This is a genomic window from Halorubrum trapanicum (assembly GCF_017873555.1).
GTDB classification, from domain to species: domain Archaea; phylum Halobacteriota; class Halobacteria; order Halobacteriales; family Haloferacaceae; genus Halorubrum; species Halorubrum trapanicum.
This window is the reverse complement of sequence record NZ_JAGGKE010000001.1, coordinates 334,649-358,736: the sequence shown is the minus strand read 5'-3', so window position 1 is coordinate 358,736 and position 24,088 is coordinate 334,649. Positions and strand designations below refer to the sequence as shown.

The window sequence follows — 24,088 nt, the reverse complement described above, 5'->3', positions numbered from 1 at the left end:
GCCGCCGAGACGGTTAGCCGTTCCGGCGGTCAAGCGTTCAGCGCCGTCGGCCGCGGTCCGGCGGACTCCCCGTTAGCGTCGCCTCAGAACAGGCCGATGCCGACCGCGTACGGCCACGCGGTGCCGCCAACCGCGAGCAGGGCGAGCGCGGCGCCCGCGCCGTAGAGGTTCTTCAGGAAGCTCGTCATCTCGTTCTGCTTCTCCTCGGGGTCGTCAAGCGACCAGAAGTCGTGCATCGTCACGGCGGAGACGAGGAGGAAGACGGCGAGCGCGCCGGCGGAGACGACGGGGTACGCGCCCGCCGCGACGCCGAGACCGCCGAGGACGAGGACGGCGCCGGACGCGATCACCGAGAACTGCGGGGCCGGCAGCCCCTTGAACTCGGCGTAGCCGGTCATCGTTTCGAGGTCCATGAAGTGGTTGAGACCCATGAACGCGAGCGTGGCGCCGAACAGGATCCGGCCGAGCAGGAAGAGCTCGCCCGCGAACGGGGTGTCGAACTGTAGCGGTAGCGTCGTGATTTCAGCTAACATCGTGTAACCTGCTATACGGACGTAACCTATTTATCGCTTCCCGGACAATACGGTTAGTAGGTAACACCGATGTCATCACAGGACCTTTCGGCGGTGGAGTCGGCGGATGCGGACTCGGAGGCGGCCGCGACGGGGGAGACGGGGACCGACGCGACCGAGGCGACCACGCCGGAAACTCCCTGCCCGGTCGTCGACTCGCTCGAACAGATCGGATCGCGCTGGCGGCTCGTCGTCCTCCACGAGTTGTTGAACGGCGAGGCGCGGTTCAACGAGCTCAAACGCGAGACCGACGCGAACGCCCGCACCCTCTCGCGCGTGCTCGACGACCTCCAGGAGACCGGCTTCGTGGATCGGCGGCTCGAAGAGGACTCGCCGGTGGCGACGTACTACAGTTTGACTGCTAAAGGCGAGTCGCTCGCCCCTGTCTTCGAAGAGATCGACGACTGGGCCCACGAATGGCTGGCCGAGTGTGACGCGTAATATCTGGTCAACGGTAATGCTGACAGTTTATAAGTGAGCCTCGACCTCGTGGCTGTCTGTTTATGAATTGTTGCTGGCGGATCGATCGCGAACACCGCCAAAGCCCCAGCCGCGAGGACGGCGCACGCTCGCTGCGCTCCTCGGTCGCTCGTTTCACTCGCTCCCTGCGGTGCTTACATCGCCTGCGCCGTCCTCGCGGCTGCCCCTTTGAGTCCTGCCCCGCACAGCACCGCAACCGCACCTCATACCTCCCCAACCTCGTCGGCCGGCCTCCGCTTCGCTCCGGCCGACCGACTCCAGCGAGGGACCGAAGGTCCCTCTGGCAGCCGGCGCGTAGCGCCGGCGACCTCGCGCGTGCTGCTCGCGGCCTACCGGCCGCTCGCAGGCACGCGCCACCGCGTCATTCATTTATAAGTAACTGACATCGCGGTTCGTGTCTATTTATATATCGTGCCGCCGGAAACCGCCTCTCCGCGACAAAACACACACCCTCTTCCGGCCCATATGGTTGACCGTGTACGCCGGACTGAAGAACACCCCCTGTTGTCTGTGCGGCCGGGACGACACTCACACCCTGATCGCCGTGCCGCCGCGCGCTCCGGCTCATGGAGAACGGCGGGCCGATCGCGTGGCGCGACGTGGTCGGCACGGTGACGCTCCGCTTCTGCGCCGACGACTGGGACCTCGTGAGCGACCTCGCGATCGAGATGGACGCGCATCCTCTCTCGCGGTGTAACGCGGCTCACGTCTCCTTAGACCTCCGCGAGGACCACGAGGCGCTGCTGTCGGCGACGAAGGCCGAGACGGACCAAACGGAACTGGAGGCGCGGCTGTCGCGCGAGGCCGAGGCGACCCTCGACGCGGTCGACGACCCCTACACCGAGGAGCGCGACGTGGTCGAGGCGGTCGTCGTGTTGCGCGCGCTGGAGGAGCTCGGCGTGCGAGACGGTCCCGGCGGCGCCGCGGACCCCGGGGAGTCGACGCCCGCGGACGACGACTGATCGATCCGCCTCACCACCGGACCTCGAACCCCTCGGCGCCCTCCGGCGCGCCGTACTCGGCGTCCACGTCGTCGACGTCGGCGGCCTCGCTGCCGGTTTTACACCACGCGACCATGTCGCGGACGTCCCCCTCGGGACCTTCGAAGACGGCCTCGACCCGCCCGTCGTCGAGGTTCCGCACCCAGCCGTCGACGCTCTTCTCGCGGGCCGTGTCGCGGGTCGTCGCCCGGTAGTAGACGCCCTGAACGCGACCCGAGACGAACACGTGTGCGCGAACGCGGTCGGTCATCGCCCGACGGTGGGACCGCGGCCCGCTTAAACGCCCCGCCCGCAACCGACGCCTACTAACTCCCGGGCGCCGAGGTGGTCGACATGGACCTGTTCGGAACCGCCGGGATCCGCGGCGGCGTCGGGGACCGCGTCACGCCGGCGCTCGCGCTCGCAGTCGGGCGAGCCGTGGGCGCCGAGATCCGAAGCCGAGCCGACGAGTCGGCCGACGAACCGACATCCGGATCGACTTCCGAGTCACCCCCCGAGCCGACGGTCGTACTCGCCCGCGACGGGCGGGTGACCGGCCCGGCGCTCGCGGCCGCGATGGAGGCCGGGCTGGCCGCCGGCGGCGTCGCCGTTCGCCGCGCCGGCCGGCTCCCGACGCCGGCGCTCGCACACGCCTCGCAGGGTCGCTACGGCGTGATGCTCACCGCCTCGCACAACCCGCCGACCGACAACGGGATCAAGCTGTTCCGCGACGGCACCGAGTTCGACCGCGACGCGGAGCGCGCCGTCGAGTCGCGGGTCGCCGACGAGGAGTCGGTCGCCCGGTGGGACGAGTGGACCGAGGCGACCCGGACCGACCCGCTCGGCGACTACCTCGCCGACGTGCGCGAGTACGCCGCGGAGTTCGGCGCTGACCTCGACGGCCTCCGCGTCGCGGTCGACTGCGGCAACGGAATGAGCGCGCCCGCGACGCCGACCGTCCTCCGCGAGCTCGGCGCCGACGTGGTCACGCTCAACGGCAACGTCGACGGTCACTTCCCCGGCCGCGGGAGCAAGCCGACGCCGGAGACGCTCGCGGATCTCCGCGCGTTCGTCGCCGACGCCAACGAGGGTGTGGAGCGTCCGGGCCGTCCGACGAGCGACGGGAGCGACGGCGAACGCGGTGATGGCGACGACGGCGGAGCGGACGAGGCGGAGGGGTTCGCCTTCGCCATCGGGCACGACGGCGACGCCGACCGGATCGTGATCGTCGACGCCGACGGCGAGGTCGTCCACGAGGACACGGTGCTCGCGGTGCTCGCGGAGCGGTACACCCGCGAGAGCGACGCCGCCGACCCGGTCGTCGTGACGACGCCGAACGCCTCGGGTCGGATCGACGAGCGCGTCCGCGAGGCGGGCGGCCGCGTCGAGCGCGTGCGCCTCGGCGCGCTCCACGAGGGGATCGCCGCGGTTCGGGAGGCGGCCGCGGACCCGGACGGAGCGGGCGATGACGACACCCGCGTCGTCTTCGCGGCCGAGCCGTGGAAGCACGTCCACGTCGGCTTCGGCGGGTGGATCGACGGCGTCGCCTCGGCGGCGGTGCTCGCGCGGCTCGTCGCCGACGAGGGACTCGACGCGCTCCGCGAGCCGGTCACCGAGCGGCCGTACCGGAAGGTGAGCGTCTCCTGCCCCGACGACGCGAAGGAGTCGGCCATGGACCGGCTGGAGACGGCGCTCCCCGGGGCGTTCCCCGACGCCGCGGTCGACACCGACCACGGCGTGCGGCTGGAGTTCGACGACGCCTCGTGGACGCTGGTGCGTCCCTCCGGCACGGAGCCGTACGTCCGCGTGTACGCCGAAAGCGACGACGTCGATCGGCTCGTCGCCGAGGTCGAGGACGTGGTCGAGGACGCGGTCGCGGCGGCGTAGCCGACGACCGATCCGCCCCCGAGATCATCGACGGGGTATCGATCCCGGTGGCCCGCGCGGCGACCCGCACGGCGACCCGTTCACAACCGTGAGAAATCCGACTTCGTGGATCAAAATATCGTAGTCAGCGGAAGATCTCCCCGAAAAAAGCCGCTTCTCTTCACGAACGTGTCACCTCTGTGCTGCGGGAACGACGAATTTATGCCGTGTTCCGACGGTGGTACGGACGAGATGGCATCCGACTTCGATCGGCGGCGGTTCATCAAGGCGGCAAGCGCAGCGGGTCTCGTCGGCCTCGCCGGGTGTAGCGGCGGCCCGAGCGGCGACGGGGGCGACGGGGGCGACGGCGACGTGCCGGCGCGGGTCGGCATCGTCTACTCCGACGGGGGGCTGGGCGACAACTCGTTCAACGACGCGGCCCAACAGGGTATCTTCCAGGCCGAAGAGGAGTTCGGCATCGAGTACGACGAGTCGGAGCCGGACGGCGCCGGCGAGTTCGAGCAGTTCCAGCAGCAGTACGCCGGATCGACGGACCCGGCGTACGACCTGGTCTGTACCATCGGGTTCAATCAGGGCGACGCGCTCACGCAGACCGCGCCCGAGTACCCCGATCAGGACTTCATGATCGTCGACACCACGGTCGACGAGCCGAACGTCGCGAGCTACCTGTTCCGCGAGCACGAGGGTTCGTTCCTGATGGGCGTCCTCGCCGCGCGCCTGACCGAGACCGAGTTCTCCGCGGGCGCCGGCGAGACGGACCCGGACTCGACGAACGTCGGGTTCGTCGGCGGTTTGGACAGCCCCGTGATTCGCCGGTTCCAGGCCGGCTTCGAGGCGGGCGTCGACTACGCGTCCGACGACGTCGACGTCACCACGAGCTACGTCGGCAGCTACAGCGACCCCACGGGCGGACGGGAGGCGGCGCTGTCGATGTACCAGAGCGGCGCAGACATCGTCTACCACGCCTCGGGCGCGACGGGCGTCGGCGTGTTCCAGGCCGCGCAGTCGGAGGGGCGGTTCGCGTTCGGCGTCGACCAGGACCAGTCGGTTTCCGACGAGTCGTTCGCGGACGTGATCCTGGCGTCGATGGTGAAACGCGTCGACACCGCGGTGTACGAGTCGATCTCGAACGTCATCGACGACGAGCATCAGGGCGGGTCGACGACGGCGCTCGGCCTGGAGTCCAACGGCGTGGAGTGCGTCTACGGGCAGCAGATCGGCGACCAGGTGCCCGACGAGATCACGACCGCGGTCTCGGACGCGCGCGACGAGATCATCGCCGGCAACATCGACGTGCCGGAAACCACGAGCAACTGAGCGGCGCGGCGTCGGCCGACTCAACCGCGGGACGGCGGCGGATCGCGGCGTCTTCGCGGCGACCGTAGCCGACGCGACCTTTTCGACGGTTTGGTCGGCCGACCGACAGTACAGGGGTCGTCAGACCGAAATCCGCGAGTTTTTAGGCTGCGGTGCGGAGTTACGGGTGAATGAACCCGGCGGTCCACTTGGACGGCATCACGAAGCGATTCCCCGGGGTCGTCGCGAACGACGACGTCGATCTCGAGGTGGAGCGCGGGAGCGTCCACGCCCTACTCGGCGAGAACGGGGCCGGCAAGACCACGCTGATGAACGTGCTGTACGGTCTCTACCAGCCGACCGAGGGGATCGTCCGCCTCGACGGCGAGCCGCAGTCGTTCGACTCGCCGCGGGACGCGATCGACGCCGGCGTCGGCATGATCCACCAGCACTTCATGCTCGTCGACCCGATGACGGTGTGGGAGAACGTCGTCTTGGGCAACGAGCCGAAGACGTGGGGCGGCCTGCGCGTCGACAGGGCGGCGGCCCGCGAGGCCGTCGTCGAACTGAGCGAGCGGTACGGGTTCGACGTCGATCCGGACGCGACGGTCGCGGACGTCTCGGTCGGCGAACAGCAGCGCGTCGAGATCCTGAAGGCGCTGTACCGCGGCGCCGACGTGCTCATCATGGACGAGCCGACCGCGGTGTTGACTCCCCAGGAGGTCGAGGAGCTGTACGGCGTCTTCGAGGAGCTGACCGAGCAGGGGAAGACGATCATCTTCATCTCGCACAAGCTCGGCGAGGCGCTGTCGGCGGCCGACGACATCACCGTCCTCCGCGACGGCGTCAACGTCGGGACGGTCGCGGCCGCGGACGTGACCCGCGAGGAGCTCGCGGAGATGATGGTCGGCCGAGAGGTGTTGATGGACCCCGCGACGCCGCCCCAAGAGACGGGCGACCGGGTGCTTGAGGTGACCGGTCTCAGCGTCGAGGACGACCGTGGCGTCGAGGCGGTCTCCGACCTCTCCTTCGAGCTTCGCGCCGGGGAAATATTGGGCGTCGCGGGCGTCGACGGCAACGGCCAGTCGCAGCTCGCCGAGGCGATCACGGGACTGCGCGAGTCGTCGTCCGGGGACGTCCGCTACCGCGGCGAGCCGATGGCGGGGAAGACGCGCCGCGACCGGATCGAGCGCGGAATGGCGTTCATCCCCGAGGACCGACAGGAGCGCGGGCTGGTGATGTCGTACGACCTCACAGAGAACGCCATTCTCGGGAGCCAACACGATCCGCCGTTCGCTCGCGGCGGGCGGCTCGACTGGCGCGCCTCGCGGGACCACGCGGAGTCCGTCATCGAGCAGTACGACGTCCGACCGCCCGACGCGGGCGCCGAGGCCGAGTCGCTGTCGGGCGGGAACCAGCAGAAGTTCATCGTCGGCCGGGAGTTCGAGCGCGATCCGGACCTCGTCGTCGCGACCCACCCGACCCGCGGCGTCGACATCGGCTCGACGGAGTTCCTCCACGACCGGCTGCTCGAACTGCGCGCCGAGGGGAAGGCCGTCCTGCTGGTGTCCTCGAAGCTCGACGAGGTACAGGGCCTCTCCGACCGGCTCGCGGTGATGCACGAGGGGGAGTTCACCGGGATCGTCGACCCCGCGACCGTGACGGAAGAGGAGATCGGCCTGCTGATGGCCGGCGAGTCGCTCGACGACGAATCGGTCGAAGGGGCGGCGCTCCACGACGACGCGGGCGACGGCGCGGGGACCGGCGACGCGGGGGACGGCGACGGCGCGGACGACTCGCCGGGCGACGAGATCGACGGATCGGCCGGCGGTGGCGAGGGGGTGGACGCGTGAGCGACTCCGATCCCGACACCGACCGCTCCCCGTCCGTCCTCGCCCGGCTGGTCGCGCCGTTCGTCGACCGGAGCGTCGCGGAGCGCCTCGTCATCAGCGTCGCCGCGATCTTCCTTTCGATCCTCGTCGGGTTCGCGATCGTGCTCGTCTCCGGCCGGATCGCCGAGTGTTCGACCGCGGCCTGGACGTTGCCGTTCACGGGGATCGGGTTCTGTTACGACCCGGTCGAGGTGTACGTCGTGCTGTTCAACGGGGCGCTCGGCTACCCGTTCGCGGTCGGCGACCCCGGCCTGTTCAACCCCGGGTGGTCGCCGTTTAACCTCTCGTTCGGCCTGACGCTCTCGGAGACGACGCTGCTGATCTTCACCGGGCTCTCAGTCGCCGTCGCCTTCCGCGCCGGCCTGTTCAACATCGGGACGCAGGGACAGCTCGTCGTCGGGGCGCTCGCGACCGCGCTCTCGGTCCTGGCGCTCGTGCCCCTGCTCCCCGCGGGCCGGGTCGCCGGGGTCGTGCTGATCGTCGTCGGGACCGTTGCCGGCGCCGTCGCCGGCGGACTGTGGGGAGCGATACCCGGCGCGCTCAAGGCGTACGCCGACGCCAACGAGGTGATCACGACGATCATGCTCAACTTCGTCGCCGCGAACGTCGCGTACGTGCTCGTGCTGGAGGTGTTCCGCGCCGAGGGCTCCTCCGTGGTCGCAACCGGGTACGTCCCCGAGTACGCGCAGCTCCGGCCGTGGCTGTTCCCCGCCTCCAGCGACTTCGCGCTGATCGCGCTGCTCGTCGGCGTCGGCTTCATCGGCGCGCTCTACTACTTCGTCGAACACACGTCGCTCGGGTACGACCTCCGGACGAGCGGGGTTCAGGCCGCCGCGGCCGAGTACGGGGGCGTGAACGCGAAGCTCACGACCGTCCGAGCGATGACGCTGTCGGGCGCGCTCGGGGGCGTCGGCGGCGCGGTGTGGGTGCTGATGTCCGAGGGTCGGTGGATGGCCTCGATCCCGGACCTCGGCTTCGACGGTATCACCGTCTCGATCCTCGCCGGGAACAACCCGATCGGCGTGTTGCCGGCGGCGTTCCTCTTCGGGATCCTGAAGGGCGGCGCCCTGGAGATCGGGTTCCGGACGGACGTCCCCACCGAACTCGTCGCCGTGTTGCGCGGGCTCATCATCCTGTTCGTGGCGATGCCGGAGTTCTTCCGGATGATCGGCCGGTACGCGGGCGTCGGTGGTGGCGGCGTCGCGGCGTCGACGGAGCCGGACGAGACCGGCGGCGACGGAGGTGAGACCGATGCGTAATCCGCTTTCGCTGATCGTCGGCACGGTCGGGGTGCTCGCGCTACTTGGGATACTCGGCCTCGCGTTCCCCGAGTCGGTCGCGGGCGACCTCGCCGGAATCGTCTTCTCGACGAGCACCGCGACGTCGACGGCGCGGCTCGCGGCGCCCATCGTGCTCGCCGGGCTGGGCGGTATCTTCGCCGAGAAGTCGGGCGTCATCAACATCGGGCTGGAGGGACTGTTAATCATCTCGGCGTTCGTGTCGGTGTACGCCGCGTCGGTCGTCGAAATCGGCAGCACCGTCTTCGGCGTCCCGGCCCTCGCGGTCGGGTTCCTCGCCGGTATCGCCGCGTCGACGCTCCTGTCGGCGGTGTTCGCTGTCGTCTGTATCGAGTTCAAGGCCGATCAGATCATCGCCGGACTCGCCATCTGGCTCATCGCGTTGGGGCTCGCGCCGTTCATGTCGACCGTGTTCTTCGGCGGCGTCAACACGCCGAACCTCGGGGCGAGCGTCGGGTGGCGGTACTCCGCGGCCCTGGTGCTCCTCGCGACCGTCGGCTCGTGGTGGCTGCTGAACCAGACCGCCTTCGGGAAACACCTCCGGGCGGCCGGGGAGAACCCGAAGGCGCTCGACACGGTCGGCGTCTCGGTGTCGAAGGTGCGCTACGCCGGCGTCCTGCTCTCGGGCGTCCTCTCCGGGGTCGGCGGCTCGGCGCTGGCGCTGTCTATCGGTCAGTTCGTCGGCTCGGGCGAGACGATGGTACAGGGGAAGGGGTTCATCGCCATCGTCGTCTACCTGTTCGGTAACTACAACCCGATCGGCGCGCTGGGGGCGGGGACGCTGTTCGCGGGGCTACAGGCGCTCCAGACCCGACTCCAGCAGCTCGGCTACGGGATTCCGAGCTCGCTGGTCGAGACCATCCCGTACGTGGCCGTGATCGTGGTTCTGGCGTTCGTCGGCCGGACCCAGATCCCCGAGGCCGCGGGCGAGCACTACGAGACGGAGGAGTAGGTCGCGCCGGGAAACCGGCGGGCCCGGCGGGGGCGCCCCGACCCGGTCTGACGCCCCCGCGGCGCTGAGCGAGTCGGCCCGTGCCTTGAAAAACGTCTCCACGCCGGTAAGCGGCGAGCCTGAGCGGTTAGGCTCCGGTCCCGTGACCGGCGATCTCCCGTCGGGACGGGAAATGCGTCGCCTCTGAGCCGACCGAAACGGGAGCAAAGAGTTTTGCCGGGGGCACGACACGCTCCGGTAATGGATATCGACGAGTACGACGTCGTCGTGGCGGGCGCCGGCACCGCCGGCTGCTACGCCGCCGCGACGATCGCGAACGAGGGGCTCGACGTCGTCATCGTCGAGCGGAAGGACGCTGAGGAGGCCGGCCACATCGCCTGCGGCGACGCCCTGAAGGGCGCGGACGCCTTCCCGGAGGCGATCCCGAAAGACCGGCTGGAGCCGGCGTTCACGAACACCGGCGTCGACCACGGTCGCTTCGAGATCCCCCAAGAGGACACCATCCTGGAGATCCCGGTCCCCGGCGAGCTCGCCGTCATCGACCGTTGGGAGTACGGCCGCCAGATCATCGCCGGCGCCGAGGACGCGGGCGTCGACTTCCACTACGACACGGTCATCAACGACGTGGTACAGGACGAGACGGGGCGCGTCACCGGGCTTCGCGCGGTGCGAAAAGGCGATCCCGTCACGTACGCGGCCGACGTCGTGATCGACGGCGCCGGGTCGCTCTCGCTGCTCCAGGACAAGGCCGACTTCGAGGGGACGACGTTCGACACCAACGTCCGGTACTCGCAGTTCTGCTCGGCGTACCGCGAGATCGTCGAGGTGCCGGAACCGGTGGAGTGGGACGACGCCCTCGTGTTCAAGGCGACCGACCGCGCCGCGGGCTACCTCTGGTACTTCCCGCGGACGGCGACGGAGATCAACGCCGGGCTGGGCTTCCAGATGACCGAGGAGCCGATGCAGCTGGTCGAGTCGCTGAAGAAGGACCTCCGGGACCGCCCCGAGTTCGAGGGCGCGGAGGTCCGCGACAAGCTCGGCGCCGCGCTCCCCACGCGACGCCCCTACGACTCGGCGGTCGCGCCGGGGTACATGGCGGTCGGCGACGCCGCGGGCCACGTGAACCCGACCACCGGCGGCGGCATCGCCGGCGCGGCGTACGCGGGCAAGTACGCCGGCGAGCAGGCGGTGAAGGCGATCTCGGACGGCGACGTGAGCGAGGAGAACCTCTGGCGGTACAACACCCGCGTGATGGACCACTTCGGCGGGCGCTACGCCGGTCTCGACGTGTACAACGTCCTCTCGACCGCGGTCGACGTCGACGACCTGATGGGCCTGCTCGCGTCGCTGCCGGGCGAGAAGCTCGCGGAGGCGTTATACGAGGGGTCGACCTCGATGTCCTTCGGGCTGAAAGTGAAAGCGGCGATCAAGAGCTTCGGCTACTGGGGGACGATCCGGAACTTCTACCAGACGAAGTCGCTCGCCGACGAGCTGATCGGTCACTACGACGAGTACCCGACGAGCCCCGCCGCGATGGCCAACTGGACCCGCGAGCGCGACGCCATCATGGACCGCGTCTACGAGACGACCGGCGCCGACGCGAAGTACTGAGACCGTGAGCGGCTACCGACTCACCACCGTCGAGACCGTGCGCGAGCAGGGGTCGTGGGCGTTCACGGCCCGCGAGGGCGACGCCGACCGCGAGGTGTTCCTCGTCCCGTGCGCGGACGAGTCGGACGGGGACGCGGGGAACGACGTGGACGGGGAGACGAACGGCGACGACGACGGCCAGCCCGTCCGCGCGTGGATCAACCGCTGTACCCACGAGGACCAGCGGCTCCACCGCGAGGGGGTCGGGGCCGTGACGCGGGGCGGCTCGGTCGTCTGTCCGAAGCACGGGTCGGCGTTCGACACGTGTGAAGGCTCCTGCGACAACGGCGAGGCCGCGGGGACGACGCTCCGCTCGATCGACGTCGACGTGCGCGACGGCGCGGTGTTCCTCGTCGACGAGGATCTCACGTACCTCTACGGGGGGTTACCGGACGACAACGGCGACGACGAGGGACCGTCGTCGAGTTCGCACCTGACGTTCTGAGTCGAGGACGGTCCGGAAGGCGAGCCCGTGGTCGGGCGTTTCTACGTTATGGCTTCGCTGAAATCAGCGGGAAGTGATATATTCTACCTCGGTACGGTCAGTACAGGGGACTCACAAATCACTCAGTACAAGAATTCACAGATCAACGGCACTGTGTGGCTACTGTGTGAGAACCTTGCCACTGGAAACTAGACGTTCACATTGAGTGATCAGACCCCGCCACCACGATTGTAGACGTGGTCTTCTTGCGGCGTAGAGTCGGAAAAGAACACAACCGCTGATGCGATGATCAATAACACTCCGATGATGATTGAATAAATTGACCACATTTCGTCGGAGGCAAATACAAGTGGATAACCGACCATCCCCACCCCGATGAGACCGGCCACAATAGCAGTCACTTGGTTTCCACTACCTTCTTTATTCATATCTGTGAGTTTTCAACCATTCAATATAAAACTCGGTGTCGAGCTAAGACAAGATAGTCCGGTATGTCAGGAAGAATTGAACAATACGCACTCTTCGTCGACCCGCTGTTTCAGTCGATAGTGTGTCTGAAAAAGAGGATTACAGCAGGGCCCATATTATCAATGACCGCCTCGCAACGATGTCCGTCGAAGCCCAAGCCGCTCGCTTATAAATCGTTGCCAGTAGATCTCCGGTGAAGGTCTCCGAAGCCTCAGCCGCTCGGCTGTACGACGATGGTTCTTATAAATGACCGATCGACACAGACACCACCGAAGCCCCAGCCGTGAGGCGGGCGCACGCTCGCTGCGCGCTTCGGTCGCTCGCGTTGCTCGCTCCCTCCAGTGCTTCCGTCGCCTGCGCCCGCCTCACGGCTGCCCCTTCGAATCCCGCCCCGCACCGCACAGCACCTCACACCTCCCCAGCCTCGTCAGTCGCCCGTCGCTTCGCTCCGGGCGACTGACTCCCTCGCGCGGTGCTGCTCGGCCGCGTAGCGGCCTCGCAGGCACGCGCCACCGCATTCGTTTATAAAACCAGTCGCAGACGTTTTTAAGCCCGATCCGAAAAGCGCTCCAGATCCCTACGGCCGCGTCTCGGCGACCCGCCGGATCGCGCCGGCGATCACGTCGATACCGATTCCGATGTCGCCTTCGACCACGTCGAAGTCGCTCGTGTGGTGGCCGCCCGGGTGGTCGGTGCCGACGCCGAGGTAGCAGGCGAGCCCGTCCTGCTCTTGGACGCGGTTCATCAGGTACGTTGCGTCCTCGGAGCCGCCGAGGTCGTCGCTGTCGACGATGCTCGTGACGCCCGCCACGTCGCCCGCGGACTCGCGGACGAGACCGGCGAGCGCGTCGTCGCTCGTCGCGCTGGGCGCCTCGCCGAGTGTCGACACCTCGACCTCGCAGTCGTGCATCTCGGCGGCCGACTCAAGGATGCGGTCGGCGTGGTCGGACATGTACTCGGCCAGCTCCGTCGTCTGTCCCCGCAGCTCGCCCTCGATATGCGACTCCTCGGGGATGATGTTCGTCGCGGTGCCGCCGCCGACGAGCCCGGCGTTCACCCGCGTCGGGCCGTCGGCGTGCCGGGGAATTGCGTAGAGGTTCTGGACCGCCGCGGCCATCGCCTGGACCGCGTTCCGGCCCTGCTCGGGGCGTGCGCCGGCGTGGGCGGGTTCGCCCTCGAACTCCGCGAGCAGGTGTCGCACCGCGAGGAACCCCTCGACGCCGCAGACGACCTCCCCGGAGGGGTGGTCGAGGCCGACGTGGACCGCGTAGAGGTAGTCGACATCGTCGAGGTGGCCCGACTCGGCCATCGGCTTGCCGCCTGCGACCTGCTCTTCGCCCGGCTGGAAGAACACCTTCAGCGTGCCCGAGAAGTCGGAGTCGAGGACCGCGTCGAGCGCGCCGAGTCCCATCGTCGCGTGGGCGTCGTGGCCGCAGGCGTGCATGAACCCCTCGTGTTCGGAGCGGAACCCCTCCCCGGCCGGGACGTGGTCGTCCGACTCCGACTCCGTGATCGGGAGGCCGTCGATGTCGACGCGCAGGCCGACTACCGGGCCGTCGCCGCGCTCGACGACCGCGACGCAGCCGGTGTAGCCGCCGGAGAGCTGTTCGAGTATCTCGGGGTCGGCGCCCGCGTCGCGGGCCTGCCCTTCCCACTCGGCCAGCTCGTCGTCGTCGGGGACGTTCAGTCGCTCGTCGGTCGCCAGCGCGTCGCGTCCGACGTGGAGCTCCGTCAGATCCCGCTCGCGGAGTTCCTCGACGATGCGGGCGGTGGTGTAGAACTCGCGCCACGCCGGCTCGGGGTGGCGGTGGAGGTCGCGGCGGAACGCGCGGTACTCGTCGTTGTCGAGAGCGCTCATACCCGTGGGTGGCCCGGGGACCGCTTAAACGATCGCCTGCCGGCCAGCGACGGGGACCGCCGAAACTCGTCCGACTGCGGTCGGCTCACTCGTCCGTCGATCCCATGCGCTCCGTGTAGTCCCACGAGTGGAGCCGCTCCGGCGCGATCCGGATCTCGACCTCCTCACGGTCGGGTCGCAGAAGCCGGTCGCCGGTCGCGTTGTCGGTCCCGCCGAGGTACTTCGTCAGCAGCGACCGCAGGAGTCGCTTGTCGTCGTCGGGCACCACGGTCGCGCGGCCGCGACCGCGGACGCCCTTGTACGGGGGATCGTTGGTCGACACGTCGAAGGAGACGTGATCGTCGTGGTCGACGAACTCGACGAGGTCGGCGCTCGCGCTCGTCGCACAGCGGATCGCGCCCGCGGGGCCGTCCGATTCCGCTTCCGCGTCGCCCCCGACTCCGGCGTCGGGGTCCCACGCGAACCACAGCGAGACGATCCACGGTCGGTCGCTCGCCGTGCGGCAGCCGAGGCGGACCGGAACGCGCGAGGCGGCGAGGAACTCGTCGACGCGGTCGCGGTCCCACGGGCCGGTCGGGTCCATACCGGTCCCTCGGTCGCGTTCCGCCTAACAGTTGCGGCGGTCTCCGGCGGAGCGCATCGATCGGAACGTCGAGACGTCGGTGCTTACGCCGCCGGCACGCCGAGCGTGATCGTCGTCCCCGTCTCCGCCGCGCTCGCGCCCTCGTCGTCCTCGCGAACCGTCTCGATCGAGAGCCACCCGTCGAACGCGTCGGCGGTCGCGCGCACGATCCACAGCCCCAGCCCGCTCGCGTGTTCCAGCTGCGTCTCCGGGTCCCGTCCGGTGATCACCCGGCTCTCCGACTCGTGGATGCCCGGCCCGTCGTCGCCGACGGCGATCTCCACGTCGCCGTCGCGCTCGCGGGCCGACAGCGAGACCTCGCTCGCCCCGTGTTCGACCGCGTTCGTCGCCAGCTCCTCGACCGCCGTCGCCAGCCGGTCGTCGGCCAGCGCGGCGACGGGGTCGGCGTCGACCTCGACCGTCTCCGCGCCCGCCTCCCGGGCCGCGTCGGCGGCGTCTTCGACGATCGACTCGGCGTCGACGGGACCGCGCTTGTCGGGGCGCCGCTCGAACGCGGCCTGGAGCCGCTTCGCGTCCTCCGCCAGCCCGCCGATCACCGACGCGCTGCGCGCGACCGTCTCGGCGGACTCGCGGAGGTCGGGGTCGTCGACCCCCTCGGCGACGAGCGACGCGTGTCCGCCGAGCACCGTCGTCTCGTTGCGGAGGTTGTGTCTGATCACGCGGTTGAGCACCGAGAGCTTGCGCTGTTCCTTCGCCAGCTGTTGTGCCCGAACCCGTCGGGCGTCGTAGACGCCGATGATCACGTGCGCGACGGCGCCGATCGAGAGCACCTTCGCGACCGAGAAGGTGGGCGCGACGAGCGGCGAGCCGAGCGCCGCCTGGTACTGGAGGATGCCGAGCATGATCCCGCCGAGGACCGTGATCCCGAACAGGTTCCAGACCGCGATCCGGACCGCGTTCTGCGTGGAGAAGGAACTCCGGAACAGCAGCCCGCCGACGGCGATGAGCGCGACCGAGAGGACCGTTCCGAGGACCGAGAGCGCGACGCCGATCGGGGGTTCCCCGCCCGACGCGAGCGGCGTCACGTTCGGGACCAGGAGCGCGAATCCGGTGAGCGAGACGAACGCCGCGGCGGCCGCCCGGGTGAGTCCGCCCTCCGGGCGGCCCTCGGCGTAGTCCGGATCGGCGATTCCGAGGGTCACCAGTAGCTCTTGGAGGCGATTCCTGCTCGCGTCACGCGTGTCGAACCGACGACTCATTGGACGGAGAGACGAAGCGGCGACACAAAACCGTTGGCGCGCGGCTATCAATCGGTGGAATCGACCTCGACGGTCGACCGCGACCGTCCGAGCCGCGGCAACCGTCCGGCCCGCGGCGACCGTCCGGACCGCGGAGTCCCGCCGACCGCGGAACACAAGAGAATTGACCGTCCCCGTGCGAGTGGTGGTATGACCGACTACTTCGAGGTCCACGAGCGCGACGGCGCCGCTCGCCTCGGGGAGGTCCGCCTCGCCGACCCCGTCACGACGCCGGCGCTCGCGGACCCGTTCCTCGACGACGCCGGCAGCCTCTGGGCCGGCGACCGCGAGGTGCCCGACGGCGACGAGGACGCGCTGACGGTGCTGCCGCACCGGTCGTTCCCGGCCGGGACCCGCGACGAGGTGCGCGAGTCGTTCGCGGTCGAGCACCCCGACGCCGACTTCCCCTCGGCCGCGGTCGTCGACAGCCGGAGCGCCCGCGACCTCGGCGCCGACGCCTACCTCCTCTCCGACGCGCAGGGGTTCGTCGGCCACGGCGAGGCGTTCCGCGACGCGGTCGTCCGCGCGAAGGAGACCCTCCCCCCGGACGCCGCGCTCGGGCTCTCCGGCGTCGCGACGCCCCGGAACGTCGCGGTCCTCGCGTACGCCGGGGTCGACCTCGTCGACGCGACGCTCGCGCGGACGAAGGGGACTCAGGGGATGTACCTCACCGCCGACGCGGAGCACTTCCTCGAGGACCTCGACGAACTCCCCTGCGCCTGCCCCGCCTGCGCGAAACCCCGAGACGAGTTCACGCGCGCCGACTGCGCCGATCACAACGTCAACGCCCTGCGCGCCGAACTCCGCCGCGTCCGCGAGCGGATCCGGAGCGGTCGCCTCCGGGACTACGTCGAGGGGCAGGCCCGCCACGAGGGGTGGCTCACGGCCGCGTTCCGCGAGTTCGACGACCAGTGGGGGTACCTGGAGGAGCGGACCCCGCTCATGCGCGACGCCGAGGTGACGGCGGCCTCCGCTGAGACGCTCGACCGCGTCGAGATCCGGCGGTTCGCCGACCGCGTCACGAGCCGCTACCGCAACCGATTTTCCGACCAGCCGCTCGTGTTGGTCCCCTGTTCGGCGACGAAGCCGTACAGCGACTCCCAGAGCCACCGCCAGTTCCACGACGCGATCAAGTGGCGCGGCCACACCGTCTCGATGACCTCGCCCATCGGCGTGGTGCCACAGGAGCTGGAGACGACCTACCCCGCTCAGCACTACGACTCGGTCGTCACCGGCGACTGGAGCGAAGACGAGATCGAGTTCGTCGCGGAGGTGCTTCGACGGTACCTGGAACGCAACGACTACTCGCGCGTCGTCGCGCACGTCCCCGAGGACGGCTACCGCGAGATCTGCGAGCGCGTCGAGGGCGCGGTCGACGTCCCCTTCGAGTACACCTGCGTCGACCACCCGACGACCGACGAGTCGCTCGGCGAACTGAACGCCGCCTTACAGGGCGAACCCGCCTACAGCAAGCGCGAGCGCGAGCACAACACGGTCCGCGCGCTCGCCGACTACCTGCTCGGCGACGGCGCGGGCGACGACCTGTTCGGCGGACCAGGGGAGTCCGACGTCCGCACCACCGGGCGCTACCCCAAGCTTCAGGTGTGGGGCGACGACCCCGACGCCGGCCGCGAGGGCGAGCCGGGCGAGCAGCTGGCGACGATGGTCCCGCAGTACGGCACCCTATCCTTCACCCTCGCCGGCGCGCGCCGCTGGGTCGAGGGCGACGCGCCGACGAAGCGGGTCGAGATCGACTCGTTCGTCCCGCACGGCTCCGTCCTCGCGCCCGGCGTCGTCGACGCCGCCGACGAGATTCGGGTGGGCGACGAGGTCGTGATCGAGGGACCGAAGGCGTTCGCGGTCGGCCGCGCGGCGATGTCCGGCCCGGAGATGGCGGGGGCGACGCGGGGGGTCGCGGTCGAGGTCCGGCACGCCGACGAGAAGTGACCGAGCCCCGAGAGAGGGAGATCGACCGATCGTCTGAACGAGTCTCCGACTCCGATGGATCGACCTCTTGAGACGGTCTACCGTCTCGTCCGAGAGGGACGCCGGACGACGCGGTGACGGTCCTACGCGCGGTTCTCCGCGACGTACTCGCGGGCCGCCTCTCGGATGACGTCCTCGGGGCCTTCGACGCACTCGCGTCGGAGGTCGGGGTACTGTCCGTCGAGCTCGCGAGTGACGTACCCGTCGAGGTCGGCGACCGCCTCGACCGGCATCCCGTCGAGTTTCTCCGAGAGGAGGCTGGCGACGGCGCGGCTGACCGCGCAGCTCTGGCTCTCGAAGGCGATTTCCTCGATGTGCCCGTCAGCGACGGCGACGTGGAACTCGCCGTCGTCGCCGCAGGTCGTCTCCTCGGAGGACTTCACGAACGTCGGGTCGGTGAGGGCGCCCGAGTTGCGGGGGCGGTGGTAGTGTTCGCTGATGAGGTCGTGGTAGCGGTCGGAGGCGAGATACGCGTCGATGTCGTCGCGGGCGGTGTCGACGACGTCGAGGAGGCGATCGACGTCCGCACGGGTGTTGTACACGTAGAACGACGCGCGAGCGGAGCCGGGGACGTCGAGTCGGTCGTGGAGCGGCTGCGTACAGTGGTCGCCGGCGCGGATGGCGATACCCCGATCGTTGAGGAGGCTGGAGAGGTCGTGGCCGTGGACCCCCTCGACGTTGAACGAGACGAGGCCGGTGCGCTCCTCGCCGACGCCGGGACCGTACGTCTGGACGAACTCTCGGTCGCCGAGTTCCCGGAGCAGGTACTGCGCGAGGTCGTTCTCGTGGTCGCGGACGGCGTCCATCCCCAGCTCCGCGAGATAGTCGACGGCGGCGCCGAGCGCGATGCCCTCCGCGATGGGCGGCGTGCCGGCCTCGAACTTCCAGGGGAGTTCGTTCCACGTCGAGTCGGTAAGCGTGACGTTCCGGATCATCTCTCCGCCGAACAGGAACGGATCGAGCTCCTTCAGGATCTCCCGTTTCCCGTACAACCCGCCGATGCCGGTGGGACCGGCGAGCTTGTGGCCGCTGAACGCGAAGAAGTCAGCGTCCATCGCCTCCACGTCGACGGGCCGCGTCGGGGCGGACTGGGCGCCGTCGACGACCGCGTACGCGTCGTGGTCGTGTGCGAGGGCCACGAGGTCCGCGACGGGGTTGACCGTCCCGAGCACGTTCGAGACGTGGGGTGCGCAGACGACCGCGGCGTCGTCGGTGACGAGGTCGCGGGCGGCGTCCATGTCGAGGTGGCCGTCGGCCGTGACGGGGACGTGGCGGACGGTCGCGCCCGTGCGCTTGGCGATCTGCTGCCAGGTGACCAGCGAGGCGTGGTGGTCCATCTCCGTCGCGACGATATCGTCGCCCTCGCCCAGGTGCCGGCCGAGACCGTACGCGACGAGGTTGATGCTCTCGGTGGTGTTCTTGGTGAAGACGATCTCCTCGCGGCCGTCCGCGCCGAGGAAGTCGGCGACGCGGTCGTGTGCCCGTTCGTAGGCGAGCGAGGCCTCGTGGCTGAGCTCGTGGATCCCCCGGTGGACGTTCGCGTTGTACCCCGCGTAGAACTCCTCGAAGACGTCGTACACTTGCCGGGGCGTGTGCGTTGTCGCGGCGTTGTCGAGGTAGGTGAGTGGGTGCCCGTTTACCCGTCGGTCGAGCACGGGGAAATCCGCACGTATCGCTTCGGCATCGAAACTCATGTTACTACCAAGAGATCAGTTTGGCTTAAATAAATCCCAGATGATATTGGTACTCAATAACGCGGTCGACGGCGGCTACATGACCGACGAGATCGTCCGCTTCCTCCCCGACGCCCGCGCGTACCACTACCCGCACGAGGACGGCGACCCGAGCCTCGAAGACGTGGGCGGCGTCGTTATCGGCGGAAGCGAGGTCGGCGTGTACGACGAGCCCGACCAGCCGTGGATCACGGCCCAGAAGCGGTTCGCGCGCCGACTCGTCGAGGAGGGCGTCCCGACGCTCGGTATCTGTTTCGGCCATCAGATTCTGAACGCCGCCCTCGGCGGCGATGTCGTGGACAGCGGGACGTCCCGCCTCCGGCTCCACGACGCCGATCTCGACGCCGACGAGCCGCTGTTCGAGGGCGTCGAACCGAGCGTGCCCGTCCTTCACTCCGACGTGGTGACGGAGCTCGGCGACGGAATGGAGGTCATCGGGCGTGCGGACTACTACGAGTACTTCGCCACCCGACACCGTGACCGGCCGGTCTGGTCGGTCCAGTATCACCCCGAATTCACCCCTCGGATCGCCGACGAGTACGACGGCTGGGAGGCCGCCGACAGCTCCTTCGAGGACTCCACCGCCACCCGAACGCTCGCCAACTTCGCGGACCTCGTCGAGTCGTCCCGGAGCGACCCGTAGTGTACAATCCTTCTTCGGTGCGGCATCCGCAGATGACTCGCTCGCAAAACGACGGTGCGACGAGTCAACGGCTCAGTCGTTCGCGGTCGCCTCGGGCCGGTACGCCTCGCTTATCTTCTTCCACTTGCCGGAGCGGAATCGGAGGTAGTTGATCGCGGCGGGGATCGTCGTCTCCGCCATGAACGCGAGGTACAGCCCCCAGATCCCGATCGCGGGGAGCGCGACCTGCGGGAGCGTGAACCCGACGAACGGGATCTCTATGAGCGGGGTCGCAAAGCCGACGAGCGGGACCTCTACCGCCGGGATCGTGAGGATTTCGGGGACCGTTATCGCCGGCGTCGCGTCGTGTGCGCCAATGTACGCGAGCGGGATCGACACGCAGAACATCCCGAGGAACTGGCTCGCGAAGGGGATCTTGGTGTCGCCGGCGGCGTCGAGGGGACCGGCCGCCCCGCCGGAGACGCCCTGGAAGATCACCGCACAGCAGGCCGCGTACACGAGGTCCCTCGCGATCGGGATCTCGGGGCTGGTTGGCGACTCGGCGAACAGCGAGACGATGTCCGTCGCGAAGACCGCTATCAGCACCGCCGAGACGGCGTACGTCGCCACCGAGAAGCGGATGATGTCGCGGGCGTACGCCTCGGCCTCGTCGGGGCGCTCGACGCCGAGCTCCTGGCCGACGAGGCTGGAGGAGGCGAGACCGAACCCCCAGCCGGGGGTGTTCATGATCCCCCAGATGCGGCGCGCGATGACGAACGCGGCCACGGTGTTCTGGCCGAACACGTCGAGGATGGCGAGCATGGGGAACTCCGCGGCCGTCCAGACGAGGTTGCGCGCGCCGACGGGCACCCCGATCTCGACGAGGTCGCGGAGCATGTCGGGGTTGAGGTAGGAGCCGGCCGGGTCGATCGCGACCGGGAACTCGCCGACGAGCGGGGCGCTCCCGCGGACGAGACCGACGGTGAAGCCTGCGACCGCGAGCACGTTCGAGAGGACGGTGCCGACCGCGGCGCCCTCGACGCCCCAGCCGAAGCCGAAGATGAACAGCGCGCTGAGGACGATGTTCGCGACCGCGCCGCCCGCCCGGACCTGCATCGCGGTGTAGGCGTCGTCGCAGCCGACCAGCACGCGGCTGCCGACGAGGTTGAGCGCGGCGAACGGGACGCCGAGACCGACCACGCGGAGGTAGTCGGCGCCGTAGGCGATCGCCGCCTCGTTGCTGCTCAGGACGTCGATGAAGGCGGGCGCGTACAGCCAGAAGGCCCCGCTGACCGGGACGCTGATCGCGATCACGAGGAGGACGCTCGACCGGACCGCGTCGCCGAGCTCGACGAACGCCTCGGCGCTGTAGCGCTGGGAGACCAGGGCGATGGTGCCGCCGGCGACGCCCCCGCCGAGCGCGAACGCGAGCCCCCAGTAGGGACCCGCGAAGCCGACGCCGGCGACGGCGCTCGTGCCGACGGCGACGCCGACCATCGCGACGTCGACCGCGTTCTTCGACATCCGGGCGATCCCCGTGACGATCCGCGGCCACGCGAGGTCGGTGGTCCGGACCACGCGGTGGCGGTCGATCAGCCCGGCCTTCGCGAGGGCGAAGCCGATGTAGAGGATTAGCAGGCGGAACGGGTTCGGAAGGCCAGCGACGTATGAGATCAGCGCACGGAGGGATTTCGGAAGGCGAGACACGGCAGATGCGCTCCTTTTCCGCTGGCGATTAAAGGGGTTTCGTCACGCGGCAGACGGTTCCGGATCGCGGGGTCGAGGTCTCCGGATTGCGGGATCGAGGTCTCCGGATCGACCCGCGGTCAGGCCCCGGAGACCAGGTAGACGGCCGCGGCGGCGAAGACGATTCCGAGCCCCTTGCGGGCGGTGAACGACTCGCCGAGGAACAGGAAGCCGATCACCGACGAGAAGACGAGGAACATCGCGAAGATGGGCGTCACGACGCTCACCGGACCGAGCGACAGCGACCGGTACAGCGCGAGGATGCCGATCCCGAGGAAGAGCCCGGCCGCGAGCACGTGCGCCAGCTTCGGCGACGCGAGGTGCGTCGTGAACCCCTGCCCGGTGTACGCGATCACGCCGACCGCCATGGCGACGAGCAGGGTGTTCGAGACGACGACGGCGACGTCGCTCGGGATCGCGTTCGGACCGGTCGTGGCGACGCGCATCAGCGGCGAGACGAGCGCGTACGCGCCCATCGCGAGCAGCGCGTACGGGAGATATGTCGTGGCCGTAGCGTCCATATCCCGGGGACGCCTCCCGGCGACAAGTGCCTATCGACCCGCGTTGGGCAGCGATCCGAGCGTCCCCCACTCGTCGTCGACCGACCCGTCGCCGAGTGTCGATGCCCCGCGGCCGCCCCCGGTCGATTCCGACCGGTCGACCGGGACACAGACCGTCACCGCCGTTCCCCGCGGGTCGCGCTCGTCGAACGAGATCCGCCCGCCGAGATGGTCGACGCCCCACTTGACGATCCACAGGCCGATCCCGCTGCCGTGTCGCAGCGGCGTCTCCGTGCCGCGGTCCAACACGTCGTACTCGGCGGGGTCGATTCCCGGGCCGTCGTCCGCGACGGTGACCTCGACCCACCCGTCCGCGACCGCCGCGTCGATCCGGACCCACGGCGACTCCGCGTCGTTGTGGCGGACCGCGTTCGAACAGAGGTTCTCCAGGACGACCCGCAACACGACCGGCACCCGAACGTCGGGCACCGAGCCGACCTCGATACGGGCGTCGGGATCGACGCCCCGAACGCCCGCGACGACCTCGTCGACGACCTCCGGGAGCGGCGCCGACTTCGCTTCCTCGGTCGGATCGAACAGCTCGCCGGCGGTCCGGGTGCGCTCGCTGAGTTCGAGCATGCGTCCGGCGCTCTCCTCGATGACGGAGAGGGCGCGTTCGTCGGTCGGGTCCGCCCGCAGCTGCTCGGCGTACCCCCGTATGAGGTTCGTCTCCGTCCGAACGTCGTGCCGGAACACTCGGTTGAGCACGTTGAGGCGCTGCTGCTGGCCGAGGTACGCGCCCACGTCGTGGAAGGCGATCACCCGGGCGGTGGTGCGCCCGTGGTCGTCCACCACCTCCCGGACCGTCGCCTCGTACGGTCGCTGTCCGTCGCGTCCGACGATCGGGATCGCCCGCGGCTTGTCGGCCTCGCCGGCGGCGAGTTCGCGGACCGAGTCGTACTTCGGAACGACCGCCGCGGCGGCTTCACCGATCGCGTCGCGGCGGTCGATGCCGAACGTCTCGGCCGCGCTCTCGTTCAAGTCGACGAGGAGCCCCTCGGTGCCGACGACGAACACCGGGTCGTGGAGCTGCTCGAAGACGAGCTGGCGCGCGCGGCGACGCGGGGCCGGCGCGAGCGTCAACAGCCGGAACCGCGAGAGCGCGAAGAGGTACGCCACCCCGGAGACCGCGAACACCAGCGGCGTGGGGTCGAGTCCGGGGATCGGGATCGCGCCGGTGAGATACGCGACGCTGCCGCCCCACGGCGCGGCGGTCCCGACGAGCAGGGCGGCGCTCTGTCCGCGGAACGGACGGGCGTCGTCGCGGATCAGCTGAAGCAGGGGGATCGACCCGACCGCGCCGAGGAGGTAGGTGTAGCCCGCGATGATGTAGTACAGCGGTCCGGGAGCGACATCGAGGAACGTCCCGACCGCGGTCTCGCGCACGACGCGGTCGACCGCGAGGAGGTTCCCGGGGTCGCCGGCGGCGGCGACCGCGACGGTGGCGACGGGAACGATCGACACCAGCGCGATCGAGAAGGGGGTCACGTAGCGGTCCCGGCCCGTGTACTCCAGCGCGAAGAAGAGCCACCCCACGGGAATCGCGACGACGCCGACCCACTGGACGTCGTACCACAGCGCCTTCGCCGGCAGCGTCGCCGCCTCGAGTTCGAAGACGAGGAACGTCGCCCACCAGACCTGCCCCGTGAGGAGGACGGCGAGCCACGTCGCGCCCGGCTCCGGACGCTCCCGCCACGCGAGAATCGCCGCCGCCAACCCGACCGTCACGGCGACGAGGAGCGCGACGGATAGCGGACTCAGCGCGGCCATGGCGTTTTTTAC

Annotated in this window: 20 protein-coding genes and 1 pseudogene; 11 read left to right on the top strand and 10 right to left on the bottom strand. The window is 69.5% G+C overall.

Annotated features, from left to right (window positions below):
• Nucleotides 1-83: 83 nt before the first annotated feature.
• On the bottom strand, nucleotides 84-533 hold the full coding sequence (locus J2744_RS01745) for a DoxX family protein (RefSeq protein WP_209543644.1): 450 nt from the start codon (nucleotides 531-533) through the stop codon (nucleotides 84-86).
• A 69-nt stretch (nucleotides 534-602) separates the two neighbouring features.
• On the opposite strand from J2744_RS01745, the gene J2744_RS01740 reads away from it, so the two are divergent.
• Together J2744_RS01740 and J2744_RS01735 are read left to right on the top strand one after the other, a co-directional pair.
• Entirely contained in the window at nucleotides 603-1,013 is a 411-nt protein-coding gene (locus tag J2744_RS01740; protein ID WP_209543642.1) for a winged helix-turn-helix transcriptional regulator, read from the top strand.
• A 514-nt stretch (nucleotides 1,014-1,527) separates the two neighbouring features.
• Nucleotides 1,528-2,014, top strand: a pseudogene (locus J2744_RS01735) (hypothetical protein).
• Nucleotides 2,015-2,024: 10 nt separating this feature from the next.
• Here the strand turns inward: J2744_RS01735 and J2744_RS01730 are convergent.
• A complete protein-coding gene (locus J2744_RS01730) occupies nucleotides 2,025-2,303 on the bottom strand; it encodes an acylphosphatase (protein ID WP_209543640.1) in 279 nt (92 codons plus the stop codon).
• Between the two features lie 83 nt (nucleotides 2,304-2,386).
• Between J2744_RS01730 and J2744_RS01725 the strand changes: the two genes are divergently transcribed.
• The 7 genes from J2744_RS01725 to J2744_RS01695 all read left to right on the top strand — a co-directional run bounded on the left by J2744_RS01725 (nucleotide 2,387) and on the right by J2744_RS01695 (nucleotide 11,452).
• Nucleotides 2,387-3,919 carry a phosphohexomutase domain-containing protein gene (locus tag J2744_RS01725; protein ID WP_209543632.1) on the top strand — a complete coding sequence of 511 codons (1,533 nt, stop codon included), beginning with the start codon at nucleotides 2,387-2,389 and terminating at the stop codon, nucleotides 3,917-3,919.
• A 231-nt stretch (nucleotides 3,920-4,150) separates the two neighbouring features.
• The gene (locus J2744_RS01720) at nucleotides 4,151-5,236 is read left to right on the top strand and encodes a BMP family lipoprotein (RefSeq protein WP_209543630.1); all 1,086 of its coding nucleotides are present in this window, start codon (nucleotides 4,151-4,153) and stop codon (nucleotides 5,234-5,236) included.
• A gap of 170 nt (nucleotides 5,237-5,406) precedes the next feature.
• Nucleotides 5,407-7,068 carry an ABC transporter ATP-binding protein gene (locus tag J2744_RS01715; protein WP_209543628.1) on the top strand — a complete coding sequence of 554 codons (1,662 nt, stop codon included), beginning with the start codon at nucleotides 5,407-5,409 and terminating at the stop codon, nucleotides 7,066-7,068.
• On the top strand, nucleotides 7,065-8,366 hold the full coding sequence (locus J2744_RS01710; protein ID WP_209543626.1) for an ABC transporter permease: 1,302 nt from the start codon (nucleotides 7,065-7,067) through the stop codon (nucleotides 8,364-8,366). The genes J2744_RS01715 and J2744_RS01710 overlap by 4 nt, the downstream gene beginning before the upstream one ends.
• Nucleotides 8,359-9,357, top strand: coding sequence for an ABC transporter permease (locus J2744_RS01705; RefSeq protein ID WP_209543625.1), 999 nt, complete (start codon nucleotides 8,359-8,361; stop codon nucleotides 9,355-9,357). The genes J2744_RS01710 and J2744_RS01705 overlap by 8 nt, the downstream gene beginning before the upstream one ends.
• 240 nt (nucleotides 9,358-9,597) lie before the next feature.
• A complete protein-coding gene (locus tag J2744_RS01700; protein ID WP_209543623.1) occupies nucleotides 9,598-10,968 on the top strand; it encodes a geranylgeranyl reductase family protein in 1,371 nt (456 codons plus the stop codon).
• Between the two features lie 4 nt (nucleotides 10,969-10,972).
• A complete protein-coding gene (locus J2744_RS01695) occupies nucleotides 10,973-11,452 on the top strand; it encodes a Rieske (2Fe-2S) protein (protein ID WP_209543621.1) in 480 nt (159 codons plus the stop codon).
• A gap of 209 nt (nucleotides 11,453-11,661) precedes the next feature.
• On the opposite strand, the gene J2744_RS01690 is transcribed toward J2744_RS01695, so the two are convergent.
• The 4 genes from J2744_RS01690 to J2744_RS01675 all read right to left on the bottom strand — a co-directional run bounded on the left by J2744_RS01690 (nucleotide 11,662) and on the right by J2744_RS01675 (nucleotide 15,620).
• A complete protein-coding gene (locus tag J2744_RS01690) occupies nucleotides 11,662-11,880 on the bottom strand; it encodes a hypothetical protein (protein ID WP_209543614.1) in 219 nt (72 codons plus the stop codon).
• A gap of 617 nt (nucleotides 11,881-12,497) precedes the next feature.
• Complete coding sequence (locus J2744_RS01685; protein ID WP_209543612.1) at nucleotides 12,498-13,778, bottom strand: amidohydrolase; 1,281 nt, start codon at nucleotides 13,776-13,778, stop codon at nucleotides 12,498-12,500.
• 85 nt (nucleotides 13,779-13,863) lie between these two features.
• A complete protein-coding gene (locus J2744_RS01680; protein ID WP_209543610.1) occupies nucleotides 13,864-14,361 on the bottom strand; it encodes a pyridoxamine 5'-phosphate oxidase family protein in 498 nt (165 codons plus the stop codon).
• Between the two features lie 83 nt (nucleotides 14,362-14,444).
• The gene (locus J2744_RS01675; protein ID WP_209543608.1) at nucleotides 14,445-15,620 is read right to left on the bottom strand and encodes a sensor histidine kinase; all 1,176 of its coding nucleotides are present in this window, start codon (nucleotides 15,618-15,620) and stop codon (nucleotides 14,445-14,447) included.
• Between the two features lie 189 nt (nucleotides 15,621-15,809).
• Here J2744_RS01675 and arcS point away from each other — a divergent pair, with 189 nt between their 5' ends.
• Nucleotides 15,810-17,606 carry an archaeosine synthase subunit alpha gene (gene arcS / locus J2744_RS01670; protein WP_209543606.1) on the top strand — a complete coding sequence of 599 codons (1,797 nt, stop codon included), beginning with the start codon at nucleotides 15,810-15,812 and terminating at the stop codon, nucleotides 17,604-17,606.
• 122 nt (nucleotides 17,607-17,728) lie between these two features.
• On the opposite strand, the gene J2744_RS01665 is transcribed toward arcS, so the two are convergent.
• Nucleotides 17,729-19,339 carry a SufS family cysteine desulfurase gene (locus tag J2744_RS01665; RefSeq protein ID WP_209543604.1) on the bottom strand — a complete coding sequence of 537 codons (1,611 nt, stop codon included), beginning with the start codon at nucleotides 19,337-19,339 and terminating at the stop codon, nucleotides 17,729-17,731.
• A gap of 40 nt (nucleotides 19,340-19,379) precedes the next feature.
• Between J2744_RS01665 and J2744_RS01660 the strand changes: the two genes are divergently transcribed.
• The gene (locus J2744_RS01660) at nucleotides 19,380-20,021 is read left to right on the top strand and encodes a type 1 glutamine amidotransferase (RefSeq protein ID WP_209543601.1); all 642 of its coding nucleotides are present in this window, start codon (nucleotides 19,380-19,382) and stop codon (nucleotides 20,019-20,021) included.
• A 72-nt stretch (nucleotides 20,022-20,093) separates the two neighbouring features.
• Here the strand turns inward: J2744_RS01660 and J2744_RS01655 are convergent, their stop codons facing one another.
• From J2744_RS01655 to J2744_RS01645, 3 genes are all read right to left on the bottom strand, one after another.
• Nucleotides 20,094-21,707: an MATE family efflux transporter gene (locus tag J2744_RS01655; RefSeq protein WP_209543599.1), complete on the bottom strand. Its 1,614-nt coding sequence runs from the start codon at nucleotides 21,705-21,707 to the stop codon at nucleotides 20,094-20,096.
• Between the two features lie 119 nt (nucleotides 21,708-21,826).
• Nucleotides 21,827-22,267 carry an EamA family transporter gene (locus J2744_RS01650; RefSeq protein WP_209543597.1) on the bottom strand — a complete coding sequence of 147 codons (441 nt, stop codon included), beginning with the start codon at nucleotides 22,265-22,267 and terminating at the stop codon, nucleotides 21,827-21,829.
• Nucleotides 22,268-22,297: 30 nt separating this feature from the next.
• Nucleotides 22,298-24,076 (bottom strand): histidine kinase N-terminal 7TM domain-containing protein, encoded by a 1,779-nt coding sequence (locus J2744_RS01645; protein ID WP_209543594.1) that lies wholly within the window; start codon nucleotides 24,074-24,076, stop codon nucleotides 22,298-22,300.
• Nucleotides 24,077-24,088: the final 12 nt, after the last annotated feature.

Excerpts from the sequence above, each read along its gene's own strand:
- arcS (WP_209543606.1), top strand. The coding sequence starts at position 15,810 with ATGACCGACTACTTCGAGGTCCACGAGCGCGACGGCGCCGCTCGCCTC.
- J2744_RS01645 (WP_209543594.1), bottom strand. The coding sequence starts at position 24,076 with ATGGCCGCGCTGAGTCCGCTATCCGTCGCGCTCCTCGTCGCCGTGACG.
- J2744_RS01680 (WP_209543610.1), bottom strand. The coding sequence starts at position 14,361 with ATGGACCCGACCGGCCCGTGGGACCGCGACCGCGTCGACGAGTTCCTC.
- J2744_RS01715 (WP_209543628.1), top strand. The coding sequence starts at position 5,407 with ATGAACCCGGCGGTCCACTTGGACGGCATCACGAAGCGATTCCCCGGG.
- J2744_RS01690 (WP_209543614.1), bottom strand. The coding sequence starts at position 11,880 with ATGAATAAAGAAGGTAGTGGAAACCAAGTGACTGCTATTGTGGCCGGT.
- J2744_RS01675 (WP_209543608.1), bottom strand. The coding sequence starts at position 15,620 with ATGAGTCGTCGGTTCGACACGCGTGACGCGAGCAGGAATCGCCTCCAA.
- J2744_RS01730 (WP_209543640.1), bottom strand. The coding sequence starts at position 2,303 with ATGACCGACCGCGTTCGCGCACACGTGTTCGTCTCGGGTCGCGTTCAG.
- J2744_RS01725 (WP_209543632.1), top strand. The coding sequence starts at position 2,387 with ATGGACCTGTTCGGAACCGCCGGGATCCGCGGCGGCGTCGGGGACCGC.
- J2744_RS01740 (WP_209543642.1), top strand. The coding sequence starts at position 603 with ATGTCATCACAGGACCTTTCGGCGGTGGAGTCGGCGGATGCGGACTCG.
- J2744_RS01720 (WP_209543630.1), top strand. The coding sequence starts at position 4,151 with ATGGCATCCGACTTCGATCGGCGGCGGTTCATCAAGGCGGCAAGCGCA.
- J2744_RS01700 (WP_209543623.1), top strand. The coding sequence starts at position 9,598 with ATGGATATCGACGAGTACGACGTCGTCGTGGCGGGCGCCGGCACCGCC.
- J2744_RS01650 (WP_209543597.1), bottom strand. The coding sequence starts at position 22,267 with ATGGACGCTACGGCCACGACATATCTCCCGTACGCGCTGCTCGCGATG.
- J2744_RS01685 (WP_209543612.1), bottom strand. The coding sequence starts at position 13,778 with ATGAGCGCTCTCGACAACGACGAGTACCGCGCGTTCCGCCGCGACCTC.
- J2744_RS01665 (WP_209543604.1), bottom strand. The coding sequence starts at position 19,339 with ATGAGTTTCGATGCCGAAGCGATACGTGCGGATTTCCCCGTGCTCGAC.
- J2744_RS01745 (WP_209543644.1), bottom strand. The coding sequence starts at position 533 with ATGTTAGCTGAAATCACGACGCTACCGCTACAGTTCGACACCCCGTTC.
- J2744_RS01705 (WP_209543625.1), top strand. The coding sequence starts at position 8,359 with ATGCGTAATCCGCTTTCGCTGATCGTCGGCACGGTCGGGGTGCTCGCG.
- J2744_RS01660 (WP_209543601.1), top strand. The coding sequence starts at position 19,380 with ATGATATTGGTACTCAATAACGCGGTCGACGGCGGCTACATGACCGAC.